The 23,628-nt window shown below is 72.6% G+C and carries 20 protein-coding genes; 7 read left to right on the top strand and 13 right to left on the bottom strand.

What is annotated here, in order from left to right:
- Positions 1-185: 185 nt before the first annotated feature.
- A complete protein-coding gene (locus AB0C22_RS01305) occupies positions 186-1,025 on the bottom strand; it encodes a hypothetical protein (protein ID WP_219465593.1) in 840 nt (279 codons plus the stop codon).
- Positions 1,026-1,289: 264 nt separating this feature from the next.
- Between AB0C22_RS01305 and AB0C22_RS01300 the strand changes: the two genes are divergently transcribed.
- The gene (locus AB0C22_RS01300; protein WP_219465591.1) at positions 1,290-2,372 is read left to right on the top strand and encodes a Glu/Leu/Phe/Val dehydrogenase; all 1,083 of its coding nucleotides are present in this window, start codon (positions 1,290-1,292) and stop codon (positions 2,370-2,372) included.
- Between the two features lie 343 nt (positions 2,373-2,715).
- A complete protein-coding gene (locus AB0C22_RS01295) occupies positions 2,716-2,934 on the top strand; it encodes a DUF3073 domain-containing protein (protein WP_208565355.1) in 219 nt (72 codons plus the stop codon).
- 183 nt (positions 2,935-3,117) lie between these two features.
- Here AB0C22_RS01295 and amcA read toward each other — a convergent pair whose 3' ends face one another.
- The 5 genes from amcA to AB0C22_RS01270 form a co-directional block, all read right to left on the bottom strand.
- Positions 3,118-3,351: a multiple cyclophane-containing RiPP AmcA gene (gene amcA, locus AB0C22_RS01290; protein ID WP_357532835.1), complete on the bottom strand. Its 234-nt coding sequence runs from the start codon at positions 3,349-3,351 to the stop codon at positions 3,118-3,120.
- Positions 3,320-4,423, bottom strand: a complete 1,104-nt coding sequence (gene amcB / locus AB0C22_RS01285) for a cyclophane-forming radical SAM peptide maturase AmcB (RefSeq protein ID WP_219470523.1) — start codon at positions 4,421-4,423, stop codon at positions 3,320-3,322. Before amcB ends, amcA begins: the two co-directional genes overlap by 32 nt.
- Before the next feature lie 128 nt (positions 4,424-4,551).
- Positions 4,552-5,706, bottom strand: a complete 1,155-nt coding sequence (purM, locus tag AB0C22_RS01280) for a phosphoribosylformylglycinamidine cyclo-ligase (RefSeq protein ID WP_219465588.1) — start codon at positions 5,704-5,706, stop codon at positions 4,552-4,554.
- A gap of 59 nt (positions 5,707-5,765) precedes the next feature.
- Entirely contained in the window at positions 5,766-7,301 is a 1,536-nt protein-coding gene (purF, locus tag AB0C22_RS01275; protein WP_204958527.1) for an amidophosphoribosyltransferase, read from the bottom strand.
- Positions 7,302-7,468: 167 nt separating this feature from the next.
- A complete protein-coding gene (locus tag AB0C22_RS01270; protein ID WP_219465587.1) occupies positions 7,469-7,822 on the bottom strand; it encodes a sterol carrier family protein in 354 nt (117 codons plus the stop codon).
- A gap of 150 nt (positions 7,823-7,972) precedes the next feature.
- Here AB0C22_RS01270 and AB0C22_RS01265 point away from each other — a divergent pair, with 150 nt between their 5' ends.
- Positions 7,973-10,258: a carboxypeptidase regulatory-like domain-containing protein gene (locus AB0C22_RS01265; RefSeq protein ID WP_357532832.1), complete on the top strand. Its 2,286-nt coding sequence runs from the start codon at positions 7,973-7,975 to the stop codon at positions 10,256-10,258.
- Between the two features lie 247 nt (positions 10,259-10,505).
- On the opposite strand, the gene AB0C22_RS01260 is transcribed toward AB0C22_RS01265, so the two are convergent.
- From AB0C22_RS01260 to purS, 4 genes are all read right to left on the bottom strand, one after another.
- Positions 10,506-11,261 (bottom strand): 2-phosphosulfolactate phosphatase, encoded by a 756-nt coding sequence (locus AB0C22_RS01260; protein WP_357532830.1) that lies wholly within the window; start codon positions 11,259-11,261, stop codon positions 10,506-10,508.
- 4 nt (positions 11,262-11,265) lie between these two features.
- Positions 11,266-14,124: a phosphoribosylformylglycinamidine synthase subunit PurL gene (gene purL, locus AB0C22_RS01255; protein WP_219465581.1), complete on the bottom strand. Its 2,859-nt coding sequence runs from the start codon at positions 14,122-14,124 to the stop codon at positions 11,266-11,268.
- Between the two features lie 70 nt (positions 14,125-14,194).
- Positions 14,195-14,878: a phosphoribosylformylglycinamidine synthase subunit PurQ gene (gene purQ / locus AB0C22_RS01250; protein ID WP_219465578.1), complete on the bottom strand. Its 684-nt coding sequence runs from the start codon at positions 14,876-14,878 to the stop codon at positions 14,195-14,197.
- Positions 14,875-15,135, bottom strand: coding sequence for a phosphoribosylformylglycinamidine synthase subunit PurS (gene purS, locus AB0C22_RS01245; RefSeq protein ID WP_208565347.1), 261 nt, complete (start codon positions 15,133-15,135; stop codon positions 14,875-14,877). Before purS ends, purQ begins: the two co-directional genes overlap by 4 nt.
- A gap of 462 nt (positions 15,136-15,597) precedes the next feature.
- Here purS and AB0C22_RS01240 point away from each other — a divergent pair, with 462 nt between their 5' ends.
- Positions 15,598-16,281, top strand: a complete 684-nt coding sequence (locus AB0C22_RS01240; protein ID WP_219465576.1) for a DUF1986 domain-containing protein — start codon at positions 15,598-15,600, stop codon at positions 16,279-16,281.
- A 24-nt stretch (positions 16,282-16,305) separates the two neighbouring features.
- Positions 16,306-16,872, top strand: coding sequence for a YbjQ family protein (locus AB0C22_RS01235; protein WP_357533335.1), 567 nt, complete (start codon positions 16,306-16,308; stop codon positions 16,870-16,872).
- A 391-nt stretch (positions 16,873-17,263) separates the two neighbouring features.
- Here the strand turns inward: AB0C22_RS01235 and purB are convergent, their stop codons facing one another.
- From purB to AB0C22_RS01220, 3 genes are all read right to left on the bottom strand, one after another.
- Complete coding sequence (purB, locus tag AB0C22_RS01230) at positions 17,264-18,688, bottom strand: adenylosuccinate lyase (protein ID WP_219465572.1); 1,425 nt, start codon at positions 18,686-18,688, stop codon at positions 17,264-17,266.
- Between the two features lie 181 nt (positions 18,689-18,869).
- Positions 18,870-19,307, bottom strand: coding sequence for a hypothetical protein (locus tag AB0C22_RS01225; protein ID WP_219465570.1), 438 nt, complete (start codon positions 19,305-19,307; stop codon positions 18,870-18,872).
- A gap of 325 nt (positions 19,308-19,632) precedes the next feature.
- A complete protein-coding gene (locus AB0C22_RS01220) occupies positions 19,633-20,925 on the bottom strand; it encodes an acetyl-CoA C-acetyltransferase (protein ID WP_357532827.1) in 1,293 nt (430 codons plus the stop codon).
- Between the two features lie 56 nt (positions 20,926-20,981).
- On the opposite strand from AB0C22_RS01220, the gene AB0C22_RS01215 reads away from it, so the two are divergent.
- Positions 20,982-22,499 carry a 3-oxoacyl-ACP reductase gene (locus AB0C22_RS01215; RefSeq protein ID WP_357532825.1) on the top strand — a complete coding sequence of 506 codons (1,518 nt, stop codon included), beginning with the start codon at positions 20,982-20,984 and terminating at the stop codon, positions 22,497-22,499.
- Positions 22,499-23,578 carry a MaoC/PaaZ C-terminal domain-containing protein gene (locus tag AB0C22_RS01210; protein WP_357533333.1) on the top strand — a complete coding sequence of 360 codons (1,080 nt, stop codon included), beginning with the start codon at positions 22,499-22,501 and terminating at the stop codon, positions 23,576-23,578. The genes AB0C22_RS01215 and AB0C22_RS01210 overlap by 1 nt, the downstream gene beginning before the upstream one ends.
- Positions 23,579-23,628: the final 50 nt, after the last annotated feature.

The following is a 23,628-nucleotide window of genomic DNA, read 5'->3' as shown; positions in this document are numbered from 1 at the left end:
GGCTAGTCCCCGATGTCCGACATGGGCCGAACGGCCGAAGGTCCCTAGACGGACGGATGAACCATGCCCGATTTATCTGACTTTTACACGGCAGAAAGTACCTTATTCGGACTCATGATCACGGTTCGTGATGCGTCAACTACGAGACTGTCTCATGGTTGGCGTTGCTACTGGGCGTTTTATGGCTAATTGCACCGCTCCAGCAGCTGGATCGCCCGCCACCTGGCAACCAGCCGGTCATAGGCCGCCGACGCCTCGTCCGCCTCGCCCCGGGAGAGCCCGGCCAGACCCGTCGCCACCAGCTCCGGCGAGTCGTCCCCCGCCAGCGTCTCGTCGGAGAGCAACTGCACGAGGCCGCCGTAGTCCAGCTCGACCACCGAGCGCGGGTGGAACTCCTCCAACCACCGGGCGGCCTCCTCCACCGCCTCGGTGATCGGCGCCTCACCGATCGACTTCTTCAGCACCGACAGCGCCCGGGAGGCCCGTCGCCGGGCCCTGGAGATCTCCGTCCGGTAGCGCAACGCCCGCCGCCCCGGCCGGGTGACCAGGTCCCGCTCGCCCCCCTCGAAGAGCACGAACCACCGCAGCGGTACGCCCCAGGTGGCGATCTGCTCGTGCAGCCTGGGCACCCCGTGCTCCAGCACCCGGGCACCGCTGCGCCAGTCCTCCACCACCGACTTGGCCTGCCCGGCCAGGATCGGCGGGACGAACGCGTCGGCGATCACCGACGGCACCCCTTCGCGGGCGCTCAGCGCCGCCTCGGCGACCCGGACCCGCAGGTTCCAGGGGCAGACCAGCAGAGCATCGTCGATCTCCAGCACGTACGCCTCGTCGGGCAGGTCGGGCAGCCGGGTCCAGCCCGCGCCGAGCGCCGCGATGACCGAGGTCCGTTGCCGACCCGGCCCCTCCAACGGGGCCACCGCCCGCCCTTCCCGCACGTAGCGCCGCCAGTACGACTGACGGTCCCGGTCGAAGGCGGTCAGCGGCTCGTACACGCGCAGGTAAGAAGCGAAGAGCGACGGCACCGCGCGATCCTCCCACGAAACCCGGTGCCGGTGCCGCCGCCGTCGTGCCCGGCCGGGCCGGTGCCCGGCGGGCGGCAGGTGACCCGGTGCCGGGTGGTCCGGCCGGACCGGGGCCGGTCGGCGGCGGACGACCCGGCACCGGGCCCGTCGGGCTACGGCACGGTCTCCGACCGCCACTAGGCTGGTCAGGGGCCGGCACCATCCCCGCCGGCAGCCGACCAGGTCCGCGCCCCACGAGGGCGCACACCGACACAGGAGCGTGCCATGGGCGTATTCGCGAGCACCGACGACCCGGGATCAGCCGGTCACGAGCAGGTCGTCTTCTGTCAGGACAGGCAGAGCGGCCTCAGGGCGATCATCGGTATCTACTCGACCGCGCTGGGCCCCGCGCTCGGCGGCACCCGGTTCTACCCGTACGCCAGCGAAGCGGCGGCACTGGCCGACGTGCTGGACCTGTCGCGGGGGATGGCGTACAAGAACGCCCTGGCCGGGCTGGACCTGGGCGGCGGCAAGGCGGTCATCTGGGGTGACCCGGACCAGCTCAAGAGCGAGTCGCTGCTGCGCGCGTACGGCCGGTTCGTGCAGTCCCTGGGTGGGCGCTACTACACCGCCTGCGACGTCGGCACCTTCGTGGCGGACATGGACGTGATCGCGCGGGAGACGCGCTACGTGACCGGCCGCAGCGTGGAGCACGGCGGCGCGGGCGACTCGTCGGTCCTCACCGCCTGGGGGGTCTTCCAGGGGATGCGGGCCGCCGCCGAGCACGTGTGGGGCACCCCGAGCCTGCGCGGGCGTCGGGTCGGGGTGGCCGGGCTCGGCAAGGTCGGCCGGCACCTGACCGGCCACCTGGTCGATGACGGGGCCGAGGTGGTGGCGACCGACGTCGACCCGAGGGCACTGGCGTGGGCCCGGACCAACCATCCCGGCGTCACCCTGGTCGACGACACCTCCGCGCTGGCCGCCGCCGACATCGACGTGTACGCCCCGTGCGCCCTGGGCGGGGCGCTCAACGACGACACCGTGCCGGCGCTGCGGGCCCGGGTGGTCGCCGGGGCGGCCAACAACCAGCTCGCCCACCCGGGCATCGAGAAGCAGCTCGCCGACCGGGGCATCCTCTACGCCCCCGACTACGTGGTCAACGCCGGCGGTGTGATCCAGGTCGCGGACGAGATCGAGGGCTTCAACTTCGACCGGGCGAAGCTGCGGGCCACCCGGATCTTCGACACCACCCGGCAGATCCTGCGGCTGGCCGACGACGAGGGGGTGCCGCCGGCCGTGGCGGCCGACCGGCTGGCCGAGCGCCGGATGGCCGAGGTGGGCCGGCTGCGCGCCATCCACCTGCGGTGAGCGCCCGTCCCGGGCCTGGCGGCCGGCCGCGCCCGGGACACCGCCCCCCGGCGGCCCACCGGGTCCCGACCCGACCGCCGCCGGGGTGGGGAAACCCGCTCGACAGCATGGGGATTACTTGGCTTTTGGGGGGTTTGACCGGCGTCATGGGCAGCTCCGGCGATCACCCCTTACCCGGTACAATCGGTGACGGCCGGGTGACTGCGACGCGCAGGGCCGGCAGACGGTAACCCGAGGTGCCGAACGGTGGCATCCCCATGTACCGTAAGAGCCACGAGAGATGCCTGACGTCATCGGGGCCCGCCTTCGGGCTGCCCCGCATTCTGTGCGAGGGGGTCGAGCCATGGGGCGCGGCCGTGCTAAGGCCAAGCAGACAAAGGTGGCCCGGGAGTTGAAGTACCACTCCCCGAACACCGACCTCACCGCCTTGCAGCGCGAATTGGCGAGTGCTGGTGGGAAGTCCGAACAGCACTTCGACGACGACTACAAAGAGTATGTCGACGACGACGACGAGGATCATGCGGGCGACGATCCGGACCCCTGGGCTCCGGCGACCCGCTGACCTCCGGTCACATTGAGCACGCGGCAACTCTCCGCGTGCTCACGCATGTGCCCGACCAGAGCGGCGCTACCACCGACGATCAGGGACCCCGCCGTCCCGGAGCACGCTCCGGCCGATCGGCGCGGTCCCTGATCCCGGCGGCCACCGCTACCCTGCCGGTGCGGTGAACCGTCGTCGCTGGGCTCAACGCGGTCGGTTGTTCCAGTTGTAGAAGGTCGGGATGTTCTCGAAGTGGTTCCAGGCGCACACCGCGCCGGCACCCTCCCCGCCCGACGCCTCCGACCGGGAACGACGCGCGGCGTCAGCCTCGTGGAGCAGGGCGGAGATCTCCCCAGCGGCCTCCCGCACCCGGTCGGCGACCTGGTCCGTGCCACCCCCGACGCGCTCAGGCGACCGGCGACTCGTGGTCTCGGGCATGCTCCAACACTCCCTCCAATAGGCGGATCTTGCTGTTGCGGCAGTGCTCGGTCTCCGTACCGTCGAACCGCCCCTGCTCGAAGTAGCGGTTGGCCGCGTGGCCACCGCCGCAGAAGCCGAAGTACGGGCAGGACGACCGGCACGCCTCGACACCGGTGAGGAACTCACCCACCCAGTCCGTGCCCGCCGCCCCGGCCAGGATCTCGGCCAGTGGGGTGACCAGCACGTTGCCGCTGCTGAAGTCGCCGTAGCGGGCGTCGGAGAAGCCGGCCAGCTCGGGGGAGAGCACGGTCACCGAGCCGTCGTGCCCGATCGTCGGGATCGGGTCGAGCTGCCGGGGCAGCAGGTCACCCTCCGCGCCGTCGAGCACCGCCGCCGCGTACCGCAACGACCACTCCACCTCCCGCAGGTGCAGCCGCGGTGTCCGCCGCCAGGCCGACACCAGCTCCGCCCAGAACGCGGTCACCGTCGCCGCGTCGTAGGCGTTGCTGCGGGTGTTGACCCCCTCGGTCTCCTCGATGTTCAGGCCGAGGACGTCACAACCCAGGTCGAGGAAGTAGTCGTACAGCTCCGTGGCGAGCCCCGGCGTCGGCCGGCTCACCACCGCCAGCGCCGAGAACGGCAGACCGTGCCGACGCAACGCGGCGATCCCCCGGACGATCCGGTCGTACGCCGGCCGGCCGGCCCGGGTCACCCGCTCCCCGTTGCGGTCGGGTGGGCCGTCCACGCTCACACTGACCCGCACCCCGTGCTCGACGAAGAACGCGCACCAGGCGTCGTCGATCAACGTGGCGTTGGTCTGCACATGGTGCTCGACCCCGGCGGGGAACGGGGCGATCAGCGCGGCCAGATGCTCCCGCCCGGCGGCGAGCGGCTCCCCGCCGTGCCAGACCACCGAGAACCGGCCCTGCGCCGCCCAGGGGGCCACCGCGGCAGCCACCGCCTCGGCCACCGCCACCGGCATCCGCCGGTCGACCGCCCGGTGCGGCAGATAGCAGTACGCACAGTCGAGGTTGCACAGCGTCGTCGGCTGCATCACCACGTACGACGGGATCGTCGCGACGCCCCGCATACCCGTCACGGCCGGGGCCCGAGCAGTCATCGACCCTCCTCCCGCTTGCCCGAAGTGTCCTTCAGGCTAGGCGGCGACGGCCGCTCGGGTGAACCCCCGACCAGTGCCCGTCCGATCAACCCCGACGATCAGCCCCGGGTGTGCTGGCCGATCATCTGGACGTTGCCGGTGCCCTCGATGATCTCGCCGGCCTGCCAGGCGTCCACCCCCCGGCCGGCCAGGGTGGCCAGCGCACGGTCGGCGTCCTCGGCGGAGACGATGGCGAACATGCCGACGCCCATGTTGAACGTCGACTCCATCTCCGGGTCCTCGATCCGGCCCTTGGACTGGATCAGGTCGAAGATCGGCTGCGGCTTCCAGGTGGCCCGGTTGACCACCGCGTCGACGTGCTCGGGCAGCACCCGGACCAGGTTGCCGGGGATGCCGCCGCCGGTGACGTGGGCGATCGAGCGCACCTCCGCCTCGGTGATCAGCTTCAGGCAGTCCTGCGCGTAGATCTTGGTCGGGGTGAGCAGCTCCTCGCCCAGGGTGCGCTGCCGACCGAAGTCGTCGATCACCACGTCCAACCGCATCCGGCCCGCCCCGAGCAGCACGTGCCGCACCAGCGAGTAGCCGTTGGAGTGCAGCCCGGACGAACGCATCGCGATCACCACGTCGCCCACCTCGACCCGGTCCGGGCTGAGGATCTCGCTCTCCTCGACCACACCGACCCCGGTGGCGGAGACGTCGTACTCGTCGGGACGCAGCACCCCCGGGTGCTCGGCGGTCTCGCCACCGAGCAGCGCGCAGCCGGCGTACCGGCAGCCGTCGGCGATGCCCGCGCCGATCTCCGCGACCCGGTCCGGCACGACCTCGCCGGTGGCGATGTAGTCGAGCAGGAACAGCGGCTCGGCCCCGCAGGCCACCAGGTCGTCCACGACCATCGCGACCAGGTCGATGCCGATCGTGTCGTGGATGTCGAGCTGCTGGGCGATGACCAGCTTGGTGCCCACGCCGTCCGTGGAGGACGCCAGGATCGGGTTCTTGTACTTCTTGGTGTCCAGCCGGAACAGACCCGCGAAGCCGCCCAGGTCACCCATGACCTCCGGCCGCCGGGTCTCCCTCACCTTGGACTTGAGCAGCTCCACCGCCCGGTCGCCCGCCTCGATCGACACCCCGGCGTCGGCGTACGAGACCGAGCGTTTGCGGCTGGTGCGGCTGGTGCCCGCCGTCCAGGGCTGGCGGTCGCCACCGGCGCCGCTCGGGCTACTTCCTGCGCCGCTGCGCTCGGACACGTAGGTCACGGTTCTCCCCTTTGTGGTTCTCGGTGCCGCGCCGACGGTGGCCGGACGGCCCCGGTGTACTACGGGCGGTGGGCGGTCGCGCCGCCCGGAGTGGCGACGAGCGGTGTGTGGTGCTCCGGAGCGTCAGGGGCGTCGGCGACCCGCCGGCCCACCCCTTCGAGCACGTGCTTGCCGATCAGGTTCCCGGCCGGCAGGTCGATCGGGTACTCCCCGTCGAAGCAGGCCCGGCAGAGCCGGCTGCGGGGTTGTTCGGTCGCGGCGATGAGACCGGGGAGCGAGACGTAACCGAGGGTGTCGGCGCCGATCGACCGCCGGATGCCCTCGTTGTCCAGCCCGTTGGCCAGCAGTTCGGCCCGGGTGGCGAAGTCGATGCCGTAGAAGCACGGCCAGTTCACCGGCGGGGAGGAGATCCGGACGTGGACCTCCAGCGCACCCGCCTCGCGGAGCATCCGCACGATCGCCCGCTGGGTGTTGCCGCGCACGATCGAGTCGTCGACCACGACCAGCCGCTTGCCCCGCACGTTCTCCCGCAGCGGGTTCAGCTTGAGTCGTACGCCGAGCTGACGCAGGGTCTGCGACGGCTGGATGAAGGTACGCCCGACGTACGGGTTCTTCATCAGGCCGGCGCCGTAGGTGATGCCGGACGCCTCGGCGTAACCGATGGCGGCCGGCGTGCCCGACTCGGGCACCGGGATCACCAGGTCCGCCTCGACCGGGTGCTCCTTGGCGAGTTGCCGGCCGATCTGCACCCGGGCGGCGTGCACGTTGCGGCCGGCGATGGTGGCGTCCGGGCGGGCGATGTAGACGTACTCGAAGAGGCAGCCCTTGGGCTCCGGCGCGGCGAACCGGCTGGAGCGCAGCCCCTCCTCGTCGATCGCGATCAGCTCACCCGGCTCGACCTCGCGCACCACGCTCGCGCCGACGATGTCCAGCGCGGCGGTCTCGCTGGCCACCACCCAGCCGCGTTCCAACCGGCCGAGCACCAGCGGGCGGACGCCGTGCGGGTCACGGGCCGCGTAGAGGGTCGACTCGTCCATGAAGACGAAGCTGAACGCGCCGCGCAACTGCGGCAGCACCTCCAGCGCGGCGGCCTCCACCGACAGGTCGGGGCGGCTGGCCAGCAGCATGGTCACCAGTGAGGTGTCGTTGGTGGCCCCGTCGTCGAGCAGGCCGCGCTCGGCGACCTCCTTCTGCAACTCGGCGGTGTTGACCAGGTTGCCGTTGTGCGCCAGGGCGATCGTGGTGCCCGAGGTGGTCGAACGGATCGTCGGCTGGGCATTTTCCCAGGTCGAGCCACCGGTGGTGGAGTAACGCGCATGCCCGATCGCCAGATGGCCCCGCAGGCTCTTCAGCGTCGGCTCGTCGAACACCTGGGCCACCAGACCCAGGTCCTTGTAGACCACCACACCCGATCCGTCGCTCACCGCGATGCCGGCGGCCTCCTGGCCGCGGTGCTGGAGGGCGTACAGACCGAAATAGGTGAGATTGGCAACCTCTTCACCCGGGGCCCAGACGCCGAAGACGCCACAGGCGTCCTGGGGGCCGGGTCGCTGGGGGTCAAGGTCGTGGCTCAGCCGGCCATCGCCTCGGGGCACTGCCGCTCCCTCATGCTGGTCTGGACTGGCCTGGCGGAGCCGGGGGCTGCTCCGCGCCTTTCGGCCCTGGACCACTGTCGTCGCCTGACAGTGTACGCGAACACGAGTCAATACAGAAAGTCACGATCCCCCTCCACCCAGTCACCCGCTCGCGCCTAACGGTGCAGCTAGAGCGGCAGATGGTCGGCGAGGTCCGCCCGGTTTCCGCTCACCTGTACGCGACCGTCCGTGACCGCCTGCGCCCACGACAACCGACCGGTAGCGAGCGCCAACCAGGTGTCCGGCGCCATCTCCACCACGTTCGGCGGGGTGCCCCGCGTGTGTCGCGGACCCGCTACGCACTGAACTGCACCGTAAGGTGGGACACGCACCTCCACCGATCGGCCGGGGGCACGCTCCGCGAGGACGGTCAGAAGGGTACGGACCGCCTCCCGATACACCGGTCGTTCGGGCGTACGCCCCTCATCGAGCGCCGTCAGCGCCGCCAGCACCGCGGCGGACTTAATGTGCGGAGAGGACACGACGGGACGATACGACCCCTGACTCTCGGATGCCACGCTGGCCCCTGGGTCGCGCCGATCCGGTCAGACAAGGCATAGTTGCCGACGGCGTATTCGTACCGTGATGATCCCCGGCCCCCGCCGGGGAGGTCAGACCGGAAGGCGGTTGACGTGTCAACACACCGACGTGCCTGGACGCAGCGGGCCGGTGTGGTCGTAGCGCTGGTGGCCGGCGCCCTGCTCACCGTCCCCGCCACACCCGCTTTCGCCGCTCCGAGCGTCACCAACGTGTCGGCGTCCCCGAGCTCCGTCGAGGCCGGGAAGTCCACCCGGGTCAACTACTCGCTCACCGTGGGTGACGACTCCCCGGTCGACGTCTCTGTCACCTCCAGCAACGGCAAGCTCCGCTGCGTGGACGGTTGCGGTCGCACCAAAGTCGACCAGAGCGGCGGGTCCAGCGCCACCTTCAGCCTCGCCGACGACGCGTCGAACGGCTCCGCCACCATCACCGTCAAGGCCGTCGACGCCAACGGTGCCGAGAACTCGGCCAGCACGACCGTGACCCTGGTGGCCAAGGCCGCGCCGCAGACCACCGCGCCGCAGGACAAGCCGACGGTCAAGTCGATCTCCGGCAAGGTGGTCGTGACGGCCACCGGAGACGCGGTGCCCAACGCGGTGGTGGGCCTGGAGGATTCCACCGGCAAGCAGTTCAACACCACCAGCGACGGCAGCGGCAACTTCCGGATCACCGGGTCCAGTGCGAACCCGATCGCGCCCGGCTCGATGGTCCTCGGTGCCAGCAAGGACGGCATCGTCGCCACCAAGCCGATCAGCGCGGGGGCCGGGCAGAGCCTGAGCAACCAGCGGATCAGCCTGGCCCTGAAGGTCGAGGTGAGCCCGAGCGCCACCCCGTCGACCACGGCTGAGGCGACGCCGACGGACGAGACGACCGGGGAGACCACCGCCGAGGAGACCACCGAACCGACCGGTGGGCAGCAGCAGGCGGCGTCCCAGGACGACGACAGCGGATTCGGCTCCTTCCTGATCATCCTGCTCGGCGGCCTGCTGGTGGCGGCCGGTGTCGGCACCATCGTGCTGCTCTGGATCCGCCGCAAGAACGCCGACGACGGCGACGGTCCGGCCGGTGCCGGAGCGGCGGGCGGCGTCCCCGGTCCCCGCAGCCCACGCGGCACCGACGACCAGACCCGGGTCGTCAACCGGGTCGGTGCCGGCCCCGACCCGACGATGGTCGGCAGTTCCGCGCTGAGCGACGCGCCGACGATGCTGCAACGACCGGTCGTCGACGACGTCCCGCCGGACCCGTACGCTGCGCCGCCGCAGCCCTACGGCGCACCGCAGGACAACTGGGCCGGTGCCGGCGGCTACGGCGAGGAGCCCGCCGGCCAGGCCGGCTACGGCCAGCCGGGCGGTTACGGCAACGCGCCCGCCTCCGGTGGCGGCTACGGCGCAGCCGGTGCGGCAGGAGCTGCCGGCGCGGCGGGTGCCTACGGTGCGTCGCCCGCACCGGCTGGTGGCTACGGCAACGCGCCCGCCTCCGGCGCCGGCTACGGCAACGCCCCGGCCTCGGGCGCCGGCTACGGCAACGCCCCCGCCTCCGGCGGCGGTTACCGCGACGCCCCCGCCTCGGGCGGTGGCTACGGCGGTCGCGACTACGGCGCGACGGCCGGTGCCGCCGGCTATCCGGCGCAGGAGCAGGCCGGCGGTTACGGCGGCGACCGCTACGACGAGCCCACCGGCCGGTACACCGGCGACAGCACCTCGTACGCCCCGGCGGCCGACCCCTACCCGACCAGCACCTACCAGCCGGAGCCGGACGCCTACGGCCAGTCCGGCGCGGCCGGTTACGGCCAGCCCGAGCAGGGCGGCTACGGCCGCGGCGGGGAGCCGACCGGCGGTTACCCCGGCGGCGGCTACGGCCAGCAGGCCGGCTACGACTCCGGTCCGGCCCAGGGCTACGGCGGCCAGCACGGCGGGTACGACCAGCCCACCGGGGGCCACCAGAGCGGCTACGACCAGCCCGCCGGGGGCCAGCAGGGCGGGGGTGCCCACCAGGGCGGCTACGACCCTCGTGGCGGCGGTCAGCACGGCGGCTACGAGCAGCGTGGTGGTGCCCACCAGGGTGGTTACGACCAGCCCACCGGGTACGACCAGCAGGGCCCGGGCTACGACCAGCAACCCGGCTACGGCTCCCCGCAGGGCGGGTACGGCCAGACCGGTGGTTACGGTGCCGAGCAGTCACCGGGCGGATACGGTCAGGAGCCGCCGCCGCAGCGCACCGGCGGGTACGACCAGCAGGGTTACGACCAGCAGCAGGGTGGATACTACGGCGACCAGCCACAGGCCGGCCGCGACCAGCCCCCGGCCGGACGGGCCCGGCCGGACGGGCCGGCTGCTCCGGAGCGCGGCGGACGCCGCCTCGACTGGTTGGACGACTGACCCACCGACGACACCGACGACTGCGGGCCGCCCGACACACCGGGCGGCCCGCAGTCGCGCTGACCCACACCCGGGCGACCAACGGTCAGGCCGGGAACGCCCGACAGCCCAGGTCGACCGCCGCCTCCGGCCCGGGGGTCGCGGCGGGGCAGCCACCGGCAGCGGGCCGGTCGGGCCGGCCGGGGCCGCTTCAGCCGGGTGGGAAGACACCGGCCGCTTCAGCCGGGTGAGAAGACACCGGGCCGCTTCAGCCGGCTGAGAAGACACCCTGGCGGAGCACCGGCACCACGGTCGAGACGTCCCGTTGCACGGCGACCTCGACGTCACCGGCGAAACCCGCCTCGATCAACTCCCGACCGGAGACGCACCCGCGTACCGCCGCCGGTATGTCGGGGGTGCTGGCCAGGGCGGCGAGCGTCACCGCCGCCTCCACCGAGAGTCCCCCGGGCACCCCGGAGATCGCGTCCAGCACGCTGGCCGCGCCCAACTGATCCTCCACCGAGGGGCGCAGCGTGCCGTCCGGCCAGCGTTCACCCGCGGCCACCACCCCCACCGGTGCGTCCGTCCCGCCGTACCCGTGGCGGAGCAGCCAATGCCCGACGGCGCGGGCGTTGCGCAGGCAGGCAGCGACCACCGGCCGCCCGGTGGCACTGGCGGCGGCGCTGATCGCGGAACCGTTCGGTGACGGCAGCACCAGGTCGGCGACGAGCGGTGCGCTGATCAGGGCCGCCGGGGAGAGCGACCACGGGTGCTCCGCGCTCGTCTGCCGGCGACCCACCGCGGCCACCGCGCCGACCCGCACCGCGTAGTCGGCTGCCTGCTCGCCCCAGGGGAACGGGTGGACCCGCATCCCCCGGGCCACCGCCACCTCGACGGCGGTGGTGAACGACAGCACGTCCACCACCACCAGTGCCGCGCAGACCCGGCCGAGTTCCGCCGCCCCGGTCAGCCCCCAGTCGAACCGGGCACCCGATCCGGGCTGGGCGTGGACGACCGAGGCCACCGCCTCAGCGCTGGTCGGGCGTCGGACGCTGCCCGTCGCCGTCACCGGCCCCGGAGGCTGCGGCGTCGTCCGCGCCGGCCTGCGGGGTGGACCCCGCCGTCGGTACGTCGGTGCCCTGTCCACCGGCCGTCGGCGCGTCGCCCGCCCCGGAGGGGGCGTCCGCCGGGGCGGTGCCCGTCGGGGCGTCCGGTGCCGGCGTGGAGTCAGCGGAGGCGTCCGGCGCGGTCCCGGTCTCCGGACCACCCGGCACCGGGCCACCCGAGACCGGCGCGGCGGTCGTCGGGGCGGCCACGACCTCGCCGGCCGGGTCGTCCGCGTCCGCCGGCTGCTGCCGGTCCGGCACGTCCACCGGCTGCCCGACGGTGGCCGGCGCGATCGTGGTGGTGCCCGTCCGGACCGCCTCGACCTGCACCTGGGCCGCTTCCGGCCCGCCGAAGAGCCGGGGCAGGGTCGCGGTGTGCGCGGCCCGCAGCTCGTCCAGACCGATCCGGAACTGGCCGTGCACGTCCAGGGCGCCGCTCGCCGGGTCGGTCACGCCGATCTGCTCCCACGGCACGGCCCGCTCGTCGCAGAGGGCGGTGAACGCCTTCTCGTGCCCGCGCGGGACGGTCACCAGCACCCGGCCGGCGGACTCGCTGAAGAGGAAGACGAACGGCAGCGAACCGTCGGCGAAGCGCTCCGGCACCCCGATCCGGGCCCCGACCCCCCGACGCAGGCAGGACTCCACCAGGCTCTGGGCGAGACCGCCGTCGGAGAGGTCGTGTGCGGAGCTGAGGTGACCCACCCGGGCGGCCTCGGCCATCAGCTCGGCGAGCTGACGCTCCCGGCCCAGGTCGACCTGCGGCGGCATCCCGCCCAGGTGCTCGTGCGTCACCCAGGCCCACTCCGAGCCGGACAGCTCCACGTGCGTGTCGCCCAGCAGGAACAACTGGTCGTGGTCGCCGCCGGTACGCGGGACGAAGCCCATCGGCACCCGGTCGGCCACGTTGTCCAGCACCCCGAGCACACCGACCACCGGGGTCGGGTGAATCGCGGCGGCACCGGTCTGGTTGTAGAAGCTGACGTTGCCGCCGGTCACCGGGATGCCCAGCTCCAGGCAGCCGTCGGCCAGGCCACGGACGGCCTCGGCGAACTGCCACATCACGCCCGGGTCCTCCGGCGAGCCGAAGTTGAGGCAGTTGGTCACGGCGATCGGCTTCGCACCGGTCACCGCCACGTTCCGGTACGCCTCGGCGAGCGCCAGCTTCGTCCCCTGGTACGGGTTCAGGCGGGCGTAGCGGCCGTTGCCGTCGACGGAGAGGGCGACCCCGAGGCCGCTCTGCTCGTCGATCCGGATCACGCCGGAGTCCTCGGGCTGGGCCAGCACGGTGTTGCCCAGCACGTACCTGTCGTACTGCTCGGTGACCCAGGTCTTGTCGGCCAGGTTCGGCGAGGCGATCATGCGCAGCAGGGTCTCCCGCAGCGCCTCCGGGGTGCTCGGCCGGGGCAGCGTCTCGGCCCGGTCGGCCTGGAGCAGGATCAGGTCGGCCGGCTCCCGCATCGGGCGGGCGTAGACCGGACCGTCGTCGACCAGCGAGCCCGGCGGCACGTCGACCACCACGTGGTCGTTCCAGGTGACCAGCAGCCGGCCCGGCCGGCCGTCGGGAGCGGGGGCGGTGACCTCGCCGATCGCGGTGGCGAGCACGCCCCACTTCTCGGCGGTCTTGAGCACCGACTCCAGCTTGTCCGGGGTGACGACCAGCAGCATCCGCTCCTGGGACTCGCTGGCCAGGATCTCGTGCGGCTCCATCGACGGCTCGCGCAGCGGGACCCGCTCCAGCCAGACCCGCATCCCGGTGCCGGCCGACGCGGCGGTCTCGGTGAGCGCGCAGGTCAGGCCCGCGCCGCCGAGATCCTGGATGCCGACGACCAGTTCGGCGTCGTACAGCTCCAGGCACGCCTCGATCAGCAGCTTCTCGATGAACGGGTCGCCGACCTGCACCGACGGGCGGCGCTGCTCGCTGCCCTCGTCGAAGGTGGCGCTGGCCAGCACCGAGACGCCGCCGATGCCGTCCCGGCCGGTCTTCGCGCCGAGCAGCACCACGATGTTGCCGGGGCCGGCGGCGTCCTTCTTCTGCAACCGGTCGACCGGCAGCACGCCCAGGCAGAGCGCGTTGAGCAGCGGGTTGCCCTGGTAGCAGGGGTCGAAGACCAGCTCACCGCCGATGTTGGGCAGGCCGAGGCAGTTGCCGTAGCCGCCGACGCCGGCCACCACGCCGGGCAGTACCCGGGCGGTGTCCGGGTGGTCGGCCGCACCGAAGCGCAGCGGGTCCATCACCGCGACCGGGCGGGCGCCCATCGCCAGGATGTCCCGGACGATGCCACCGACACCGGTCGCCGCGCCCTGGTAGGGCTCGACGAAGCTCGGGTGGTTGTGCGACTCGACCTTGAAGGTGACGGCCAGCGTGTCGGAGACCCGGACGACGCCCGCGTTTTCCCCGATGCCGGCGAGCAGCCGGTCGCTGGGCGGGGCCTTCTCGCCGAACTGGCGCAGGTGCACCTTGCTCGACTTGTACGAGCAGTGCTCGCTCCACATGATCGAGTACATGGCCAGCTCGGCCTGGGTGGGGCGGCGGCCGAGGATGTGCCGGATCCGGTCGTACTCGTCGTCGCGCAGGCCGAGCTCGGCGTACGGCTGGAGCTCGTCGCCGGTGGTGGTGGCCCGCTGCACGGTGTCCACGCCGTCCGTCCAGTCGATGGCCGGTGTCGGACCGCTGTGCCGGCCGGCTGCGGCTGTGCCGGCCGGGGGCGCGACAGCCGCGTGCGGCTCCGCCGGGCCGGAGCCCGCGGCTGCCCGAACGGCCGGGTCCTGGTGGGTGGTCATGACCTCTCCTCGCTGCGCTCGTACCCGCCCGTGGGGCGGTGGAGCCGACCGATGTTCCCGCCGCGCACCGTCACGCCGGCGTCCCCACCAGGTGCTTGAGCACGGAGGTGAAGAAGCCGAGGCCGTCCAGCGAGGGGCCGGTGAGCGCCTCGACCGCGTGCTCCGGATGGGGCATGATGCCGACCACGTTGCCGGCAGCGTTGGTGATCGCGGCGATGTCCCGCTGCGAACCGTTCGGGTTGCCGCCGACGTAACGGGCGACGACCCGCCCCTCGGCCTCCAGTGCGTCGAGGGTGGCGGTGTCCGCGACGTAGCAGCCCTCGCCGTTCTTGACCGGGATGAGGATCTCCTGGCCGGACTGGAAGGTGTTCGTCCAGGCGGTGCCGACCGACTCGACCCGGAGGACCTGGTCCCGGTTGCGGAAGTGCAGGTGCTGGTTGCGGGTGAGCGCGCCGGGCAGCAGGTGGGCCTCGCAGAGGATCTGGAAGCCGTTGCAGATGCCGAGCACCGGCAGGCCGCCCCGGGCGGCGTCGACCAGGGTCTCCATCACCGGGGCGAACCGGGCGATGGCCCCGCAACGCAGGTAGTCGCCGTAGGAGAAGCCACCCGGGAGGACGACGGCGTCCACCCCGTGCAGCTCCGGGTCACCGTGCCAGAGCCGGACCGGCTCCGCGCCGGCGATCCGCACGGCGCGGGCGGCGTCCCCGTCGTCCAGCGAGCCGGGGAAGGTCACCACTCCGACCCGGGCGGTCACGAGTGCGCGTCCGCGGTCTCGTCGGCCTCGACCCGGACCGTGAAGTCCTCGATGACAGGGTTGGCGAGCAGCTTGTCGGCGATCTCCCGGGCCCGGTCCAGGTCCGGTTCGCCGGTGAACTCGATCTCGATCCGCCTGCCGATCCGGACGGAGGCGACGTCACTGACGCCGAGCCGCGGCAGCGCGTTTGCGACGGCCTGGCCCTGAGGATCGAGGATCTCGGGCTTGAGCATGACGTCGACGACGACGCGAGGCACTGGGCACTCCTGACTGTGTACGCAGTTGGGTGCCGGCCCACTACGGGCGAGCGAGGCCAGCGTACCTGGCAGATTCCGGTCCGGACGCACCGGCCGGGCGCAGTTCAGGCAGTGATCGACGTTACCGGTCGTCCGGACGGGCGGCCGAGATCCGTTCGTTGCCGCTCTGATGCGGTTTTGTTGCCGATTGTCGACGCGTCGCCTCCACACACCCGTCCTGAGCAGGCAATACGTGGTCCAACGCCAGATTTGCGACCGGTATCCGACAAACAGGGACGAGCGCGTCGCGGGTCAGCTCTGTCACATCGACCGATCCAGATCAGAATCTTGTGAACGAGCCGGGTCACCCCTAACCTCTATCGCCAAGTGTCGATGCATGGTCGCCGTACCGGCGGGCCACCCCCGCCCCGGCGGCCGACCCGGCCCGGCGATCCCGGGCCCGACCCGAAGGAGCCCCCCGACATGCGCCTCCGCTCCACGCTCGCGGTGCTGACCACCGCCCTCGCCGGTGTCCTCGTCGCCGCCTCCGGGGCCACCGCCGCCCCGGCCGGCCCACAGCCGATCATCGGCGGCAGCACCGTCTCCTCCGCCCCCTGGGCCGCCGCCGTCTTCAGCAACGGGTCGTTCACCTGCTCCGGCAGCGTCATCGCCGCCCAGTGGGTACTCACCGCCCGGCACTGCGTCAGCGGCACCATGTCCGTCCGGGTCGGCAGCGTCTACTACGCCTCCGGCGGCACCACCCGTACGGTCAGCGCCTCCTACACCCGCAACGACCTCGCCCTGCTGCGGCTCGCCAGCACCGTCACCAACACCCCGGTCAGCCTGGCCGGCAGCAACCCGCCCGTCGGCTCCACCAACACCATCTACGGCTGGGGCATGACCTGCTACAGCGGCTGCGGGGCGTCCAGCCAGCTCAAGACCGCCTCGGTGCGGGTGACCAGCACCAACGCCAGCGACGCGTACGGCGGCCAGGCGATCCGCAGCACCCGGGTCAACGGCAACGCGTGGCGCGGCGACTCCGGCGGCCCGCAGTTCTACGACGGCAGGCAGGTCGGCGTCGCCTCCACCGCCGACGGGTCCAGCATCCAGAACTACGGCAGCGTCGCGTACAACCGGGCCTGGATCACCTCGACGGCCGGTGTCTGACGGTTACCACCCCGCGCGGTGCGGATGGCCGGTCGCGTGCCGGCCGTCCGCGCCGCCTCGTTTTGCAGCATCCGACCAGCCACACACGGCACGCTCCGACGCTCTGCGACTACTGACAGCATCGGAACCGTGCTGGTCGTGACGACGGATCAACTGCCCGGCTACGAGATCCGCCAGATCCTCGGCGAAGTGGTGTCGTCGATGGCGCGGACCCGGAACCCGTACCGCGAGGGGGTCAAGAACCTGCGCGGCGGCGCGTACGACCCGATGGCCCCGGACAACCTCACCCGCTGGCGTACCGACTCGGTGGCCCGGCTCGGCGAGGAGGCCCTGCGCATCGGCGCGAACGCCGTGGTGGGAATGCGCTTCGACAGCCGCGACTGCGGCGAGATGTGGATGGAGATCTGCGCCTACGGCACCGCGGTGATCGTGGCACCCAAGGTCCCCGACGTGATGCCGCACGACCAGCCCCTCATCGCCGCCGCGACCGCCCACGACCCCGGCTTCACCGAAGCCCCCGGCGGCATCGCCGAACCGGCGAGCGCCCCCAACCTCACCTCCGCCCCCGAAACCCCCACCCGAAACTCCTGACCCACCCCCCTTGGCCCCGCCCCCCTGGCCCCGCCCCCCTCGGCCCCGGTGATCAAGAGGTTTACGCCAATTCGATCTCTATTAGTGACGCAAACCTCTTGATCACCGGGGAGAGCCGACGCCTGGCCAGGCCCGGAGAGCGTGATCAAGAGGTTTGGGGCTGGTTGATCTCCACGGCTGACGTAAACCTCTTGATCACGGGGGTGAGCCCATGCCCGGCCACGCGTGCGGGGCGTGATCAAGAGGTTTGGGGCTGGTTGATCTTCATTGGTGACGCAAAGCTCTTGATCACCGGGCAGGGCGGGCGGGGAGGGTGGGTGGGGAGGGCGGGCGGGGAGGGCGGGCGGGGAGGGCGGGTGGGGAAGGTGGGTGGGCGGGGAGGGGGAGGGGGTTAGAGGATGGGGGGTGGGGAGTAGGTGGCGGCTTCGGGGTGGGCGGTGACGACCGCGGTGATGCGGCGGGTGATCGCGTCCACCTGGGCCTGGGCGGCACCGGTGAAGGTGGCGGGGTCGGCGACCAGGGTGTCGATCTCGCTGCGGGTGAGACCGAGGCGGGAATCGGCGGCCAGCCGGTCGAACAGGTCGTTCTCCGGGGCGCCCTTCTCCCGCATGGCGAGGGCGACCGCGACCGCGTGCTCCTTGATCACCTCGTGGGCGACCTCCCGGCCGACGCCCCGGCGCACCGCCGCGACCAGGATCTTGGTGGTGGCCAGGAAGGGCAGGAAGCGCTCCAGCTCCCGGCTGATCACCGCCGGGTACGCCCCGAACTCGTCGAGCACGGTGAGGAAGGTCTGGAACAACCCGTCGGCGGCGAAGAAAGCGTCCGGCAGGGCCACCCGGCGGACCACCGAGCAGGAGACGTCCCCCTCGTTCCACTGGTCGCCGGCCAGCTCGCCGACCATCGACAGGTAGCCCCGGATGATCACCGCGAAGCCGTTCACCCGCTCCGACGAACGGGTGTTCATCTTGTGCGGCATCGCGCTGGAGCCGACCTGACCCGGCTTGAAGCCCTCGGTGGCCAGCTCCTGACCGACCATCAGCCGGATCGTGGTGGCCAGCGACGACGGCGCGGCAGCCACCTGCGCCAGGGCGGACAGCACGTCGAAGTCCAGCGAACGCGGGTAGACCTGCCCGACGCTGTCCAGCACCCGGGCGAAACCGAGGTGACCGGCGACCCGACGCTCCAGCTCGGCGACCTTCTCCGCGTCCCCGTCGAAGAGGTCGAGCTGGTCGGCGGCGGTGCCCACCGGACCCTTGATGCCACGCAGCGGGTACCGCTCGATCAGGTCTTCCAGCCGCTCGTACGCGATGAGCAGTTCCTCGGCCGCCGAGGCGAAGCGCTTGCCCAGCGTGGTGGCCTGCGCGGCGACGTTGTGCGAACGGCCGGTCAGCACCAGGCCGGAGTGCTCGTGGGCCAGCCAGGCCAGCCGGGCCAGCGCGGCGACCACCCGGTCGCGGATCAGCTCCAGCGAGGCGCGCACCTGGAGCTGCTCGACGTTCTCGGTGAGGTCCCGGGAGGTCATCCCCTTGTGCACGTGCTCGTGCCCGGCGAGCGCGCTGAACTCCTCGATCCGGGCCTTCACGTCGTGCCGGGTGACCCGCTCCCGCTCGGCGATCGAGGCCAGGTCGACCTGGTCGACCACCCGCTCGTACGCCTCGACCACGCCGTCGGGGACCGCCACGCCGAGGTCCCGCTGGGCGCGGAGCACGGCGAGCCAGAGTCGCCGCTCCATCCGGACCTTCTCCTGCGGGGACCAGAGGGCGACCAGTTCGGGTGAGGCGTACCGGTGGGCGAGCACGTTCGGGATCGTCGTCACGTACCTCATTGTCTCCTACCCGACGACCGCCGCCCTGGTCGGGCCGACCAGGGCGGCGGTCGCGTGCCACCCGGTGTCCGCGTGAAGCCGGCGACCGGTCACCCCCGTTTGAGTACGTGTGCCAGGTATTCCCTGCGGTGCAGCGGGGTTGCCGTCGGTGCGTGATCAGCGGCGGCCCGGGTCAGACCTTCGGGATGTCGTGCACCGGGGCGGTGACCACGATGGTCTTCGTCTGCGTGCCGTGCGCGTTGCGCGCCGTCAACGTGTAGGTGTGCCGCTGGATGTCGCCCTCCCGGCCCGAGCAGGGAAAGGTGAACTCCTCGCTGCCGGCCGACGGGTAGTCGTCGCGGTAGATGCCGGGGCCGTCGACCGACAGGGCCACCGAGGTCACGTTGCCGACCCGCCACTCCATCAGCACCCCGCCGCCGGCGATCGGGTTGACCGTGGTGCCGGCCGGGCAGCGCGGCTTGTCGGTGACCCGGAAGTAGCTGATGGTGGGGCCGCTCGCCTTCGTACCGGACTTGGCACCGCCGCTGTTCCCGCCGCCGCCGGTCGAAGGGCTGCCGGTGGGACCGGCGGTCGAAGGGCTGCCGGTGGGACCGGCGTCCTTGATCCCCACGCCCGGGGCCCCGCCGTCGGTGACCGTGCCGGTATCGCCGGAGCCGGTCCTCGCGTGGCCCGACCCCGCCGGGGGTCCCTCGACACCCCTCGTGGTGGGGGCACAACCGCCGGCCGCGAGCACGACGGCAAAAGCAACGGCAGCGGTACGCAGCAGGGCACGACCGGGCATGACACTCCTCGACGGGGCGCCGCCACCAGGACGTCCGGGCGGGCTGACACCACGGTAGGAAGCCTCGGCAACACCGCCCCGAACTGCGCGAACACTCAGCAGGTCACCGCAGGCGGTCAGGGATTGGGGTGGTGGCGTGAGCTCAGCAGCGGGCTCAGCGCTCCAGGATGGCGGTGACGCCCTGCCCGCCGGCCGCGCAGATCGAGATCAGCCCCCGGCCGCCGCCCTTCTCGGCGAGCAACTTCGCCAGCGTCGCCACGATCCGGCCACCGGTGGCGGCGAACGGGTGCCCGGCGGCCAGCGACGAGCCGGTGACGTTGAGCCGGTCCCGGTCGATCGCGCCCAGCGGGGTGTCCCGCCCCAGCCGGTCCTTGCCGAACTCCGGCGACTCCCAGGCCGCCAGGGTGGCCAGCACCTGCGACGCGAACGCCTCGTGGATCTCGTAGAAGTCGAAGTCCTGGAGGGTCAGCCCGGCCCGGTCCAGCATCCGGGGCACCGCGTACGCGGGGGCCATCAGCAGCCCCTCGTCGCCGTGCACGAAGTCCACCGCCGCCGTCTCCGACCAGGAGAACCAGGCCAGCACGGGCAGTTGGTGCTCACGCGCCCACTGCTCGGAGGCGAGCAGCACGGTGGACGCCCCGTCGGTCAGCGGGGACGAGTTGCCGGCGGTCATGGTGGCCTGTTCGGCGTCCGGGCCCCGGGTGCCGAAGACCGGCCGGAGGGCGCCGAGCTTGTCCAGGCTGGTGTCGGGGCGGAGGTTCTGGTCCCGGGTCAGCCCCAGGTAGGGCGTCATCAGGTCGTCGAAGAACCCCCTGTCGTACGCGGCGGCGAGGCGCTGGTGCGAGCGCAGCGCCAACTCGTCCTGGGCCTGCCGGTCGATCTGCCAGCGCAGCGCCGTCCGGGCGGCGTGCTCGCCCATCGACAGCCCGGTGCGGGGCTCGGCGTTGCGCGGCAGCTCCGGTTTGAACGGCTGGTGCGGGCGGAGCTTCGCGGCGATCTTCAACCGCTCGCCGAGGGTCCGGGCGCTGTTGAGTTTCAGCAGGGTGCGGCGCATGTCCTCGTTGATCGCCAGCGGCGCGTCGGAGGTGGTGTCGACGCCACCGGCGATGCCCACGTCGAGCTGCCCGAGGGCGATCTTGTTGGCGACCAGGATGGCCGCCTCCAGGCCGGTGCCGCAGGCCTGCTGGATGTCGTACGCGGGGGTGTGCGGGTCGAGTTTCGAGCCGAGTACCACCTCGCGGGTCAGGTTGAAGTCCTTCGAGTGCTTGAGGACCGCCCCGGCGACCACCTCACCGACCCGTTGCCCGGCCAGTCCGAACCGGGCGATCAGCCCGTCCAGCGCCGCGCCGAGCAGGTCCGCGTTGGACGCGCTGGCGTACCGGGAGTTGGACCGGGCGAAGGGGATGCGGTTGCCGCCGATGACCGCGACCCGCCGGATGCTCTGCACGATCCCGCCTCCGTTTCAGGACTTGCCCACAACCTACTGGCCAGTAGGCTACGCCCATGACCGACAGGTACGCGAGCTTCGTCCAATCGGGGGCCGGCCGCGCGCTGGTCAAGCGCCTCGGGCTGCCCGATCCACCGCGACTGCGCCGGCACAGCCCCGGCGACCCACTGCTGCCCGGCCCGGTCCTGCTCGGCGCGGCCACCGGCGGCCGACTCGCCGACCCGGTCGCCGCCATCCTCACCGCCGCCGGGGTCGACGTGCGCACCGGCACCGGCACCGGCACCGGCACCGGCACCACGCCACCCACCGCCGGGCACGACGACTCCGCCGCACCCGACGGGCCGACCGCCGGGCACGACGCCGCCGCCGCAGCCGACGGACCCACCGAAGCGGCCGGCCGGGACGAGCGGGCGGGGAACGGCGGCGCACCGGCCGGGGGCGGGACGTCCGCCCGGTTCGGGGCCCTGGTCTACGACGCCACCGGCATCACCGACTCCACCGGCCTTCGCCAGCTCTACGACTTCTTCCACCCGCAGGCCCGTGCGGTGCTGCCCAGCGGTCGGGTGATCGTGCTGGGCACCCCGCCGGCCGAGTGCGGCTCGCCCCGGGAGGCCACCGCCCAGCGGGCCCTGGAGGGGCTGACCCGCAGCATCGGCAAGGAGTTCGGTCGGGGCGTCACCGCGCAACTGGTCCACGTCACCGCGACCGGTGACGCAGGCACCCCGACCAGCCTGGAGGCGACCCTGCGGTTCCTGCTCTCCGGCCGCTCCGCGTACGTCTCGGGGCAGGTGGTGCGGGTCGGCACCGGGCCGGCCGTCGTACCGGCGGACTGGAACCGGCCGCTGGCCGGGCAGGTGGTGCTGGTCACCGGCGCGGCCAGGGGCATCGGCGCGGCGGTCGCCCGGGTGCTCGCCCGCGACGGCGCGCAGGTCGTCGCGCTGGACGTCCCGGCGGCCGGGGACGCCCTCGCGGCGGTCGTCAACGAGATCGGCGGCACCGCCGTACAGCTCGATCTCACCACGGCGGACGCCCCCACCCGGCTCGCCGACCACCTGGCCGAGCGGCACGGACGGGTCGACGTGGTGGTGCACAATGCCGGCATCACCCGCGACAAGACGCTGGGTCGGATGGACGCCGACCGGTGGGACGCGGTGCTCGACGTCAACCTCTCCAGTCAGGAACGGATCAACGACGTGCTGTTGGAACGGGAGTTGATCCCCGAGGGCGGCCGGCTGGTCGCCGTCTCGTCGATCGCCGGGATCGCCGGCAACCGGGGCCAGACCAACTACGCGACCAGCAAGGCCGGGGTGATCGGCCTGGTCGACTCGCTCGCCCCGGTACTGGCCGGACGGGGGATCAGCGTCAACGCGGTCGCCCCCGGCTTCATCGAGACCCGGCTGACCGCCCGTATTCCGCTGGTGGTCCGGGAGGCGGGTCGCCGGATGAACAGCCTGGCCCAGGGCGGCCTGCCGGTGGACGTCGCCGAGACGATCGGCTGGCTGGCCTGGCCGGCCTCGGGCGCGGTCAGCGGCAACGTGGTCCGGGTCTGCGGCCAGAGTCTGCTGGGGGCGTGATGGCGCGGCGCAGCAACCGACCCGAGGAGTCCGGCGACGGCGAACTGTCGGTCGGCGACCTGATCGAGGGGCCGACGGAGGTCATCTCACCGGCCGCGCTGGCCGCCGCCCGCACCGCCGGCCCGGGACCCGACCGCAGCGTCGACGAGACCCACGACCTGTCGGCGTACGCCACCGGGGGTCCGACCACGGGGCACGCCGACGGGGACCTGGCGGCGCGGGCCGGGCGGGCCCGGGTGGAGTTGCCCGGTCTGCCCAGGCCGGGCGTGCTCTACCGGCGGGCGTTGCGCGACGCGCTGCCCGGCATCGGCAGGTCCCGCCGGCCGGACGCCGCGCCCCCGGTCGAGTTGGCCGTCGCCGGGGTCACCGTCGACCGGGCCCACCTCGCCGGGTACGACCGGGTCTGCGGTTTCCGGCTGGCCGACACGCTGCCGGCGACCTACCCGCACGTGCTGGGGTTCCCGCTGGCGTTGCGGTTGATGACCCTGCCGGAGTTCCCGTTCCCGCTGGCCGGGGTGGTGCACGTGGGCAACCGGATCACCGTGCACCGCCCGGTCCGGGCCGACGAACCGTGGGACTTCGTCGCGTACGCCGAGAATCTCCGGCCGCATGCCCGGGGGCGGCAGGTCGACGTCGTCCTGGTCGGCTCGGTCGGTGGCGAGGAGGTGTGGCGCGGGGTGTCGACGTACCTCGGTCGGGAGCGCGGGGCCGGCGGGGGTGCCGGGCGCGACCCGGGTGGGCGCCCCGCGCCGCCGGCCGCCACCGCGCACTGGCGGCTCACCCCCCGCGTCGGTACGGAGTACGCCCGGATCTCCGGGGACCACAACCCGATCCACACCTCCCGGTTGGGGGCCCGGCTGTTCGGGTTCGCCCGGCCGATCGCGCACGGCATGTGGAGCAAGGCGCGCTGCCTGGCGGCCCTGGAGAGCCGGCTACCGGAGGCGTACACCGTGGAGGTGGGGTTCAAGCTGCCGGTGCCGCTGCCGTCGACGGTGGCGTTCAGCGCCGCCCCGGGCTGGGACTTCGCCCTGCACGACACCCGGACCGGACGCCCCCACCTGGTGGGCACCGTCCGCTGAACGACGCACGGCGGTTGCCCACCGCCGTTTCGTGAGCTAAGTTGTTCTCA

Source organism: Micromonospora sp. NPDC048894, from assembly GCF_040649765.1.
Classification (GTDB): domain Bacteria; phylum Actinomycetota; class Actinomycetes; order Mycobacteriales; family Micromonosporaceae; genus Micromonospora; species Micromonospora antibiotica.
The sequence above is the reverse complement of the archived record's forward strand: the minus strand, read 5'-3'. Positions and strand labels throughout refer to the sequence as shown.

What these genes read in the sequence shown, in the direction of transcription:
- AB0C22_RS01215 (WP_357532825.1), top strand. Translation starts at nt 20,982, where the DNA reads ATGACCGACAGGTACGCGAGCTTCGTCCAATCGGGGGCCGGCCGCGCG.
- amcB (WP_219470523.1), bottom strand. Translation starts at nt 4,423, where the DNA reads ATGCGGGGCGTCGCGACGATCCCGTCGTACGTGGTGATGCAGCCGACG.
- AB0C22_RS01240 (WP_219465576.1), top strand. Translation starts at nt 15,598, where the DNA reads ATGCGCCTCCGCTCCACGCTCGCGGTGCTGACCACCGCCCTCGCCGGT.
- purL (WP_219465581.1), bottom strand. Translation starts at nt 14,124, where the DNA reads ATGACCACCCACCAGGACCCGGCCGTTCGGGCAGCCGCGGGCTCCGGC.
- AB0C22_RS01300 (WP_219465591.1), top strand. Translation starts at nt 1,290, where the DNA reads ATGGGCGTATTCGCGAGCACCGACGACCCGGGATCAGCCGGTCACGAG.
- AB0C22_RS01235 (WP_357533335.1), top strand. Translation starts at nt 16,306, where the DNA reads ATGGCCGGTCGCGTGCCGGCCGTCCGCGCCGCCTCGTTTTGCAGCATC.
- AB0C22_RS01295 (WP_208565355.1), top strand. Translation starts at nt 2,716, where the DNA reads ATGGGGCGCGGCCGTGCTAAGGCCAAGCAGACAAAGGTGGCCCGGGAG.
- AB0C22_RS01210 (WP_357533333.1), top strand. Translation starts at nt 22,499, where the DNA reads ATGGCGCGGCGCAGCAACCGACCCGAGGAGTCCGGCGACGGCGAACTG.
- amcA (WP_357532835.1), bottom strand. Translation starts at nt 3,351, where the DNA reads ATGCCCGAGACCACGAGTCGCCGGTCGCCTGAGCGCGTCGGGGGTGGC.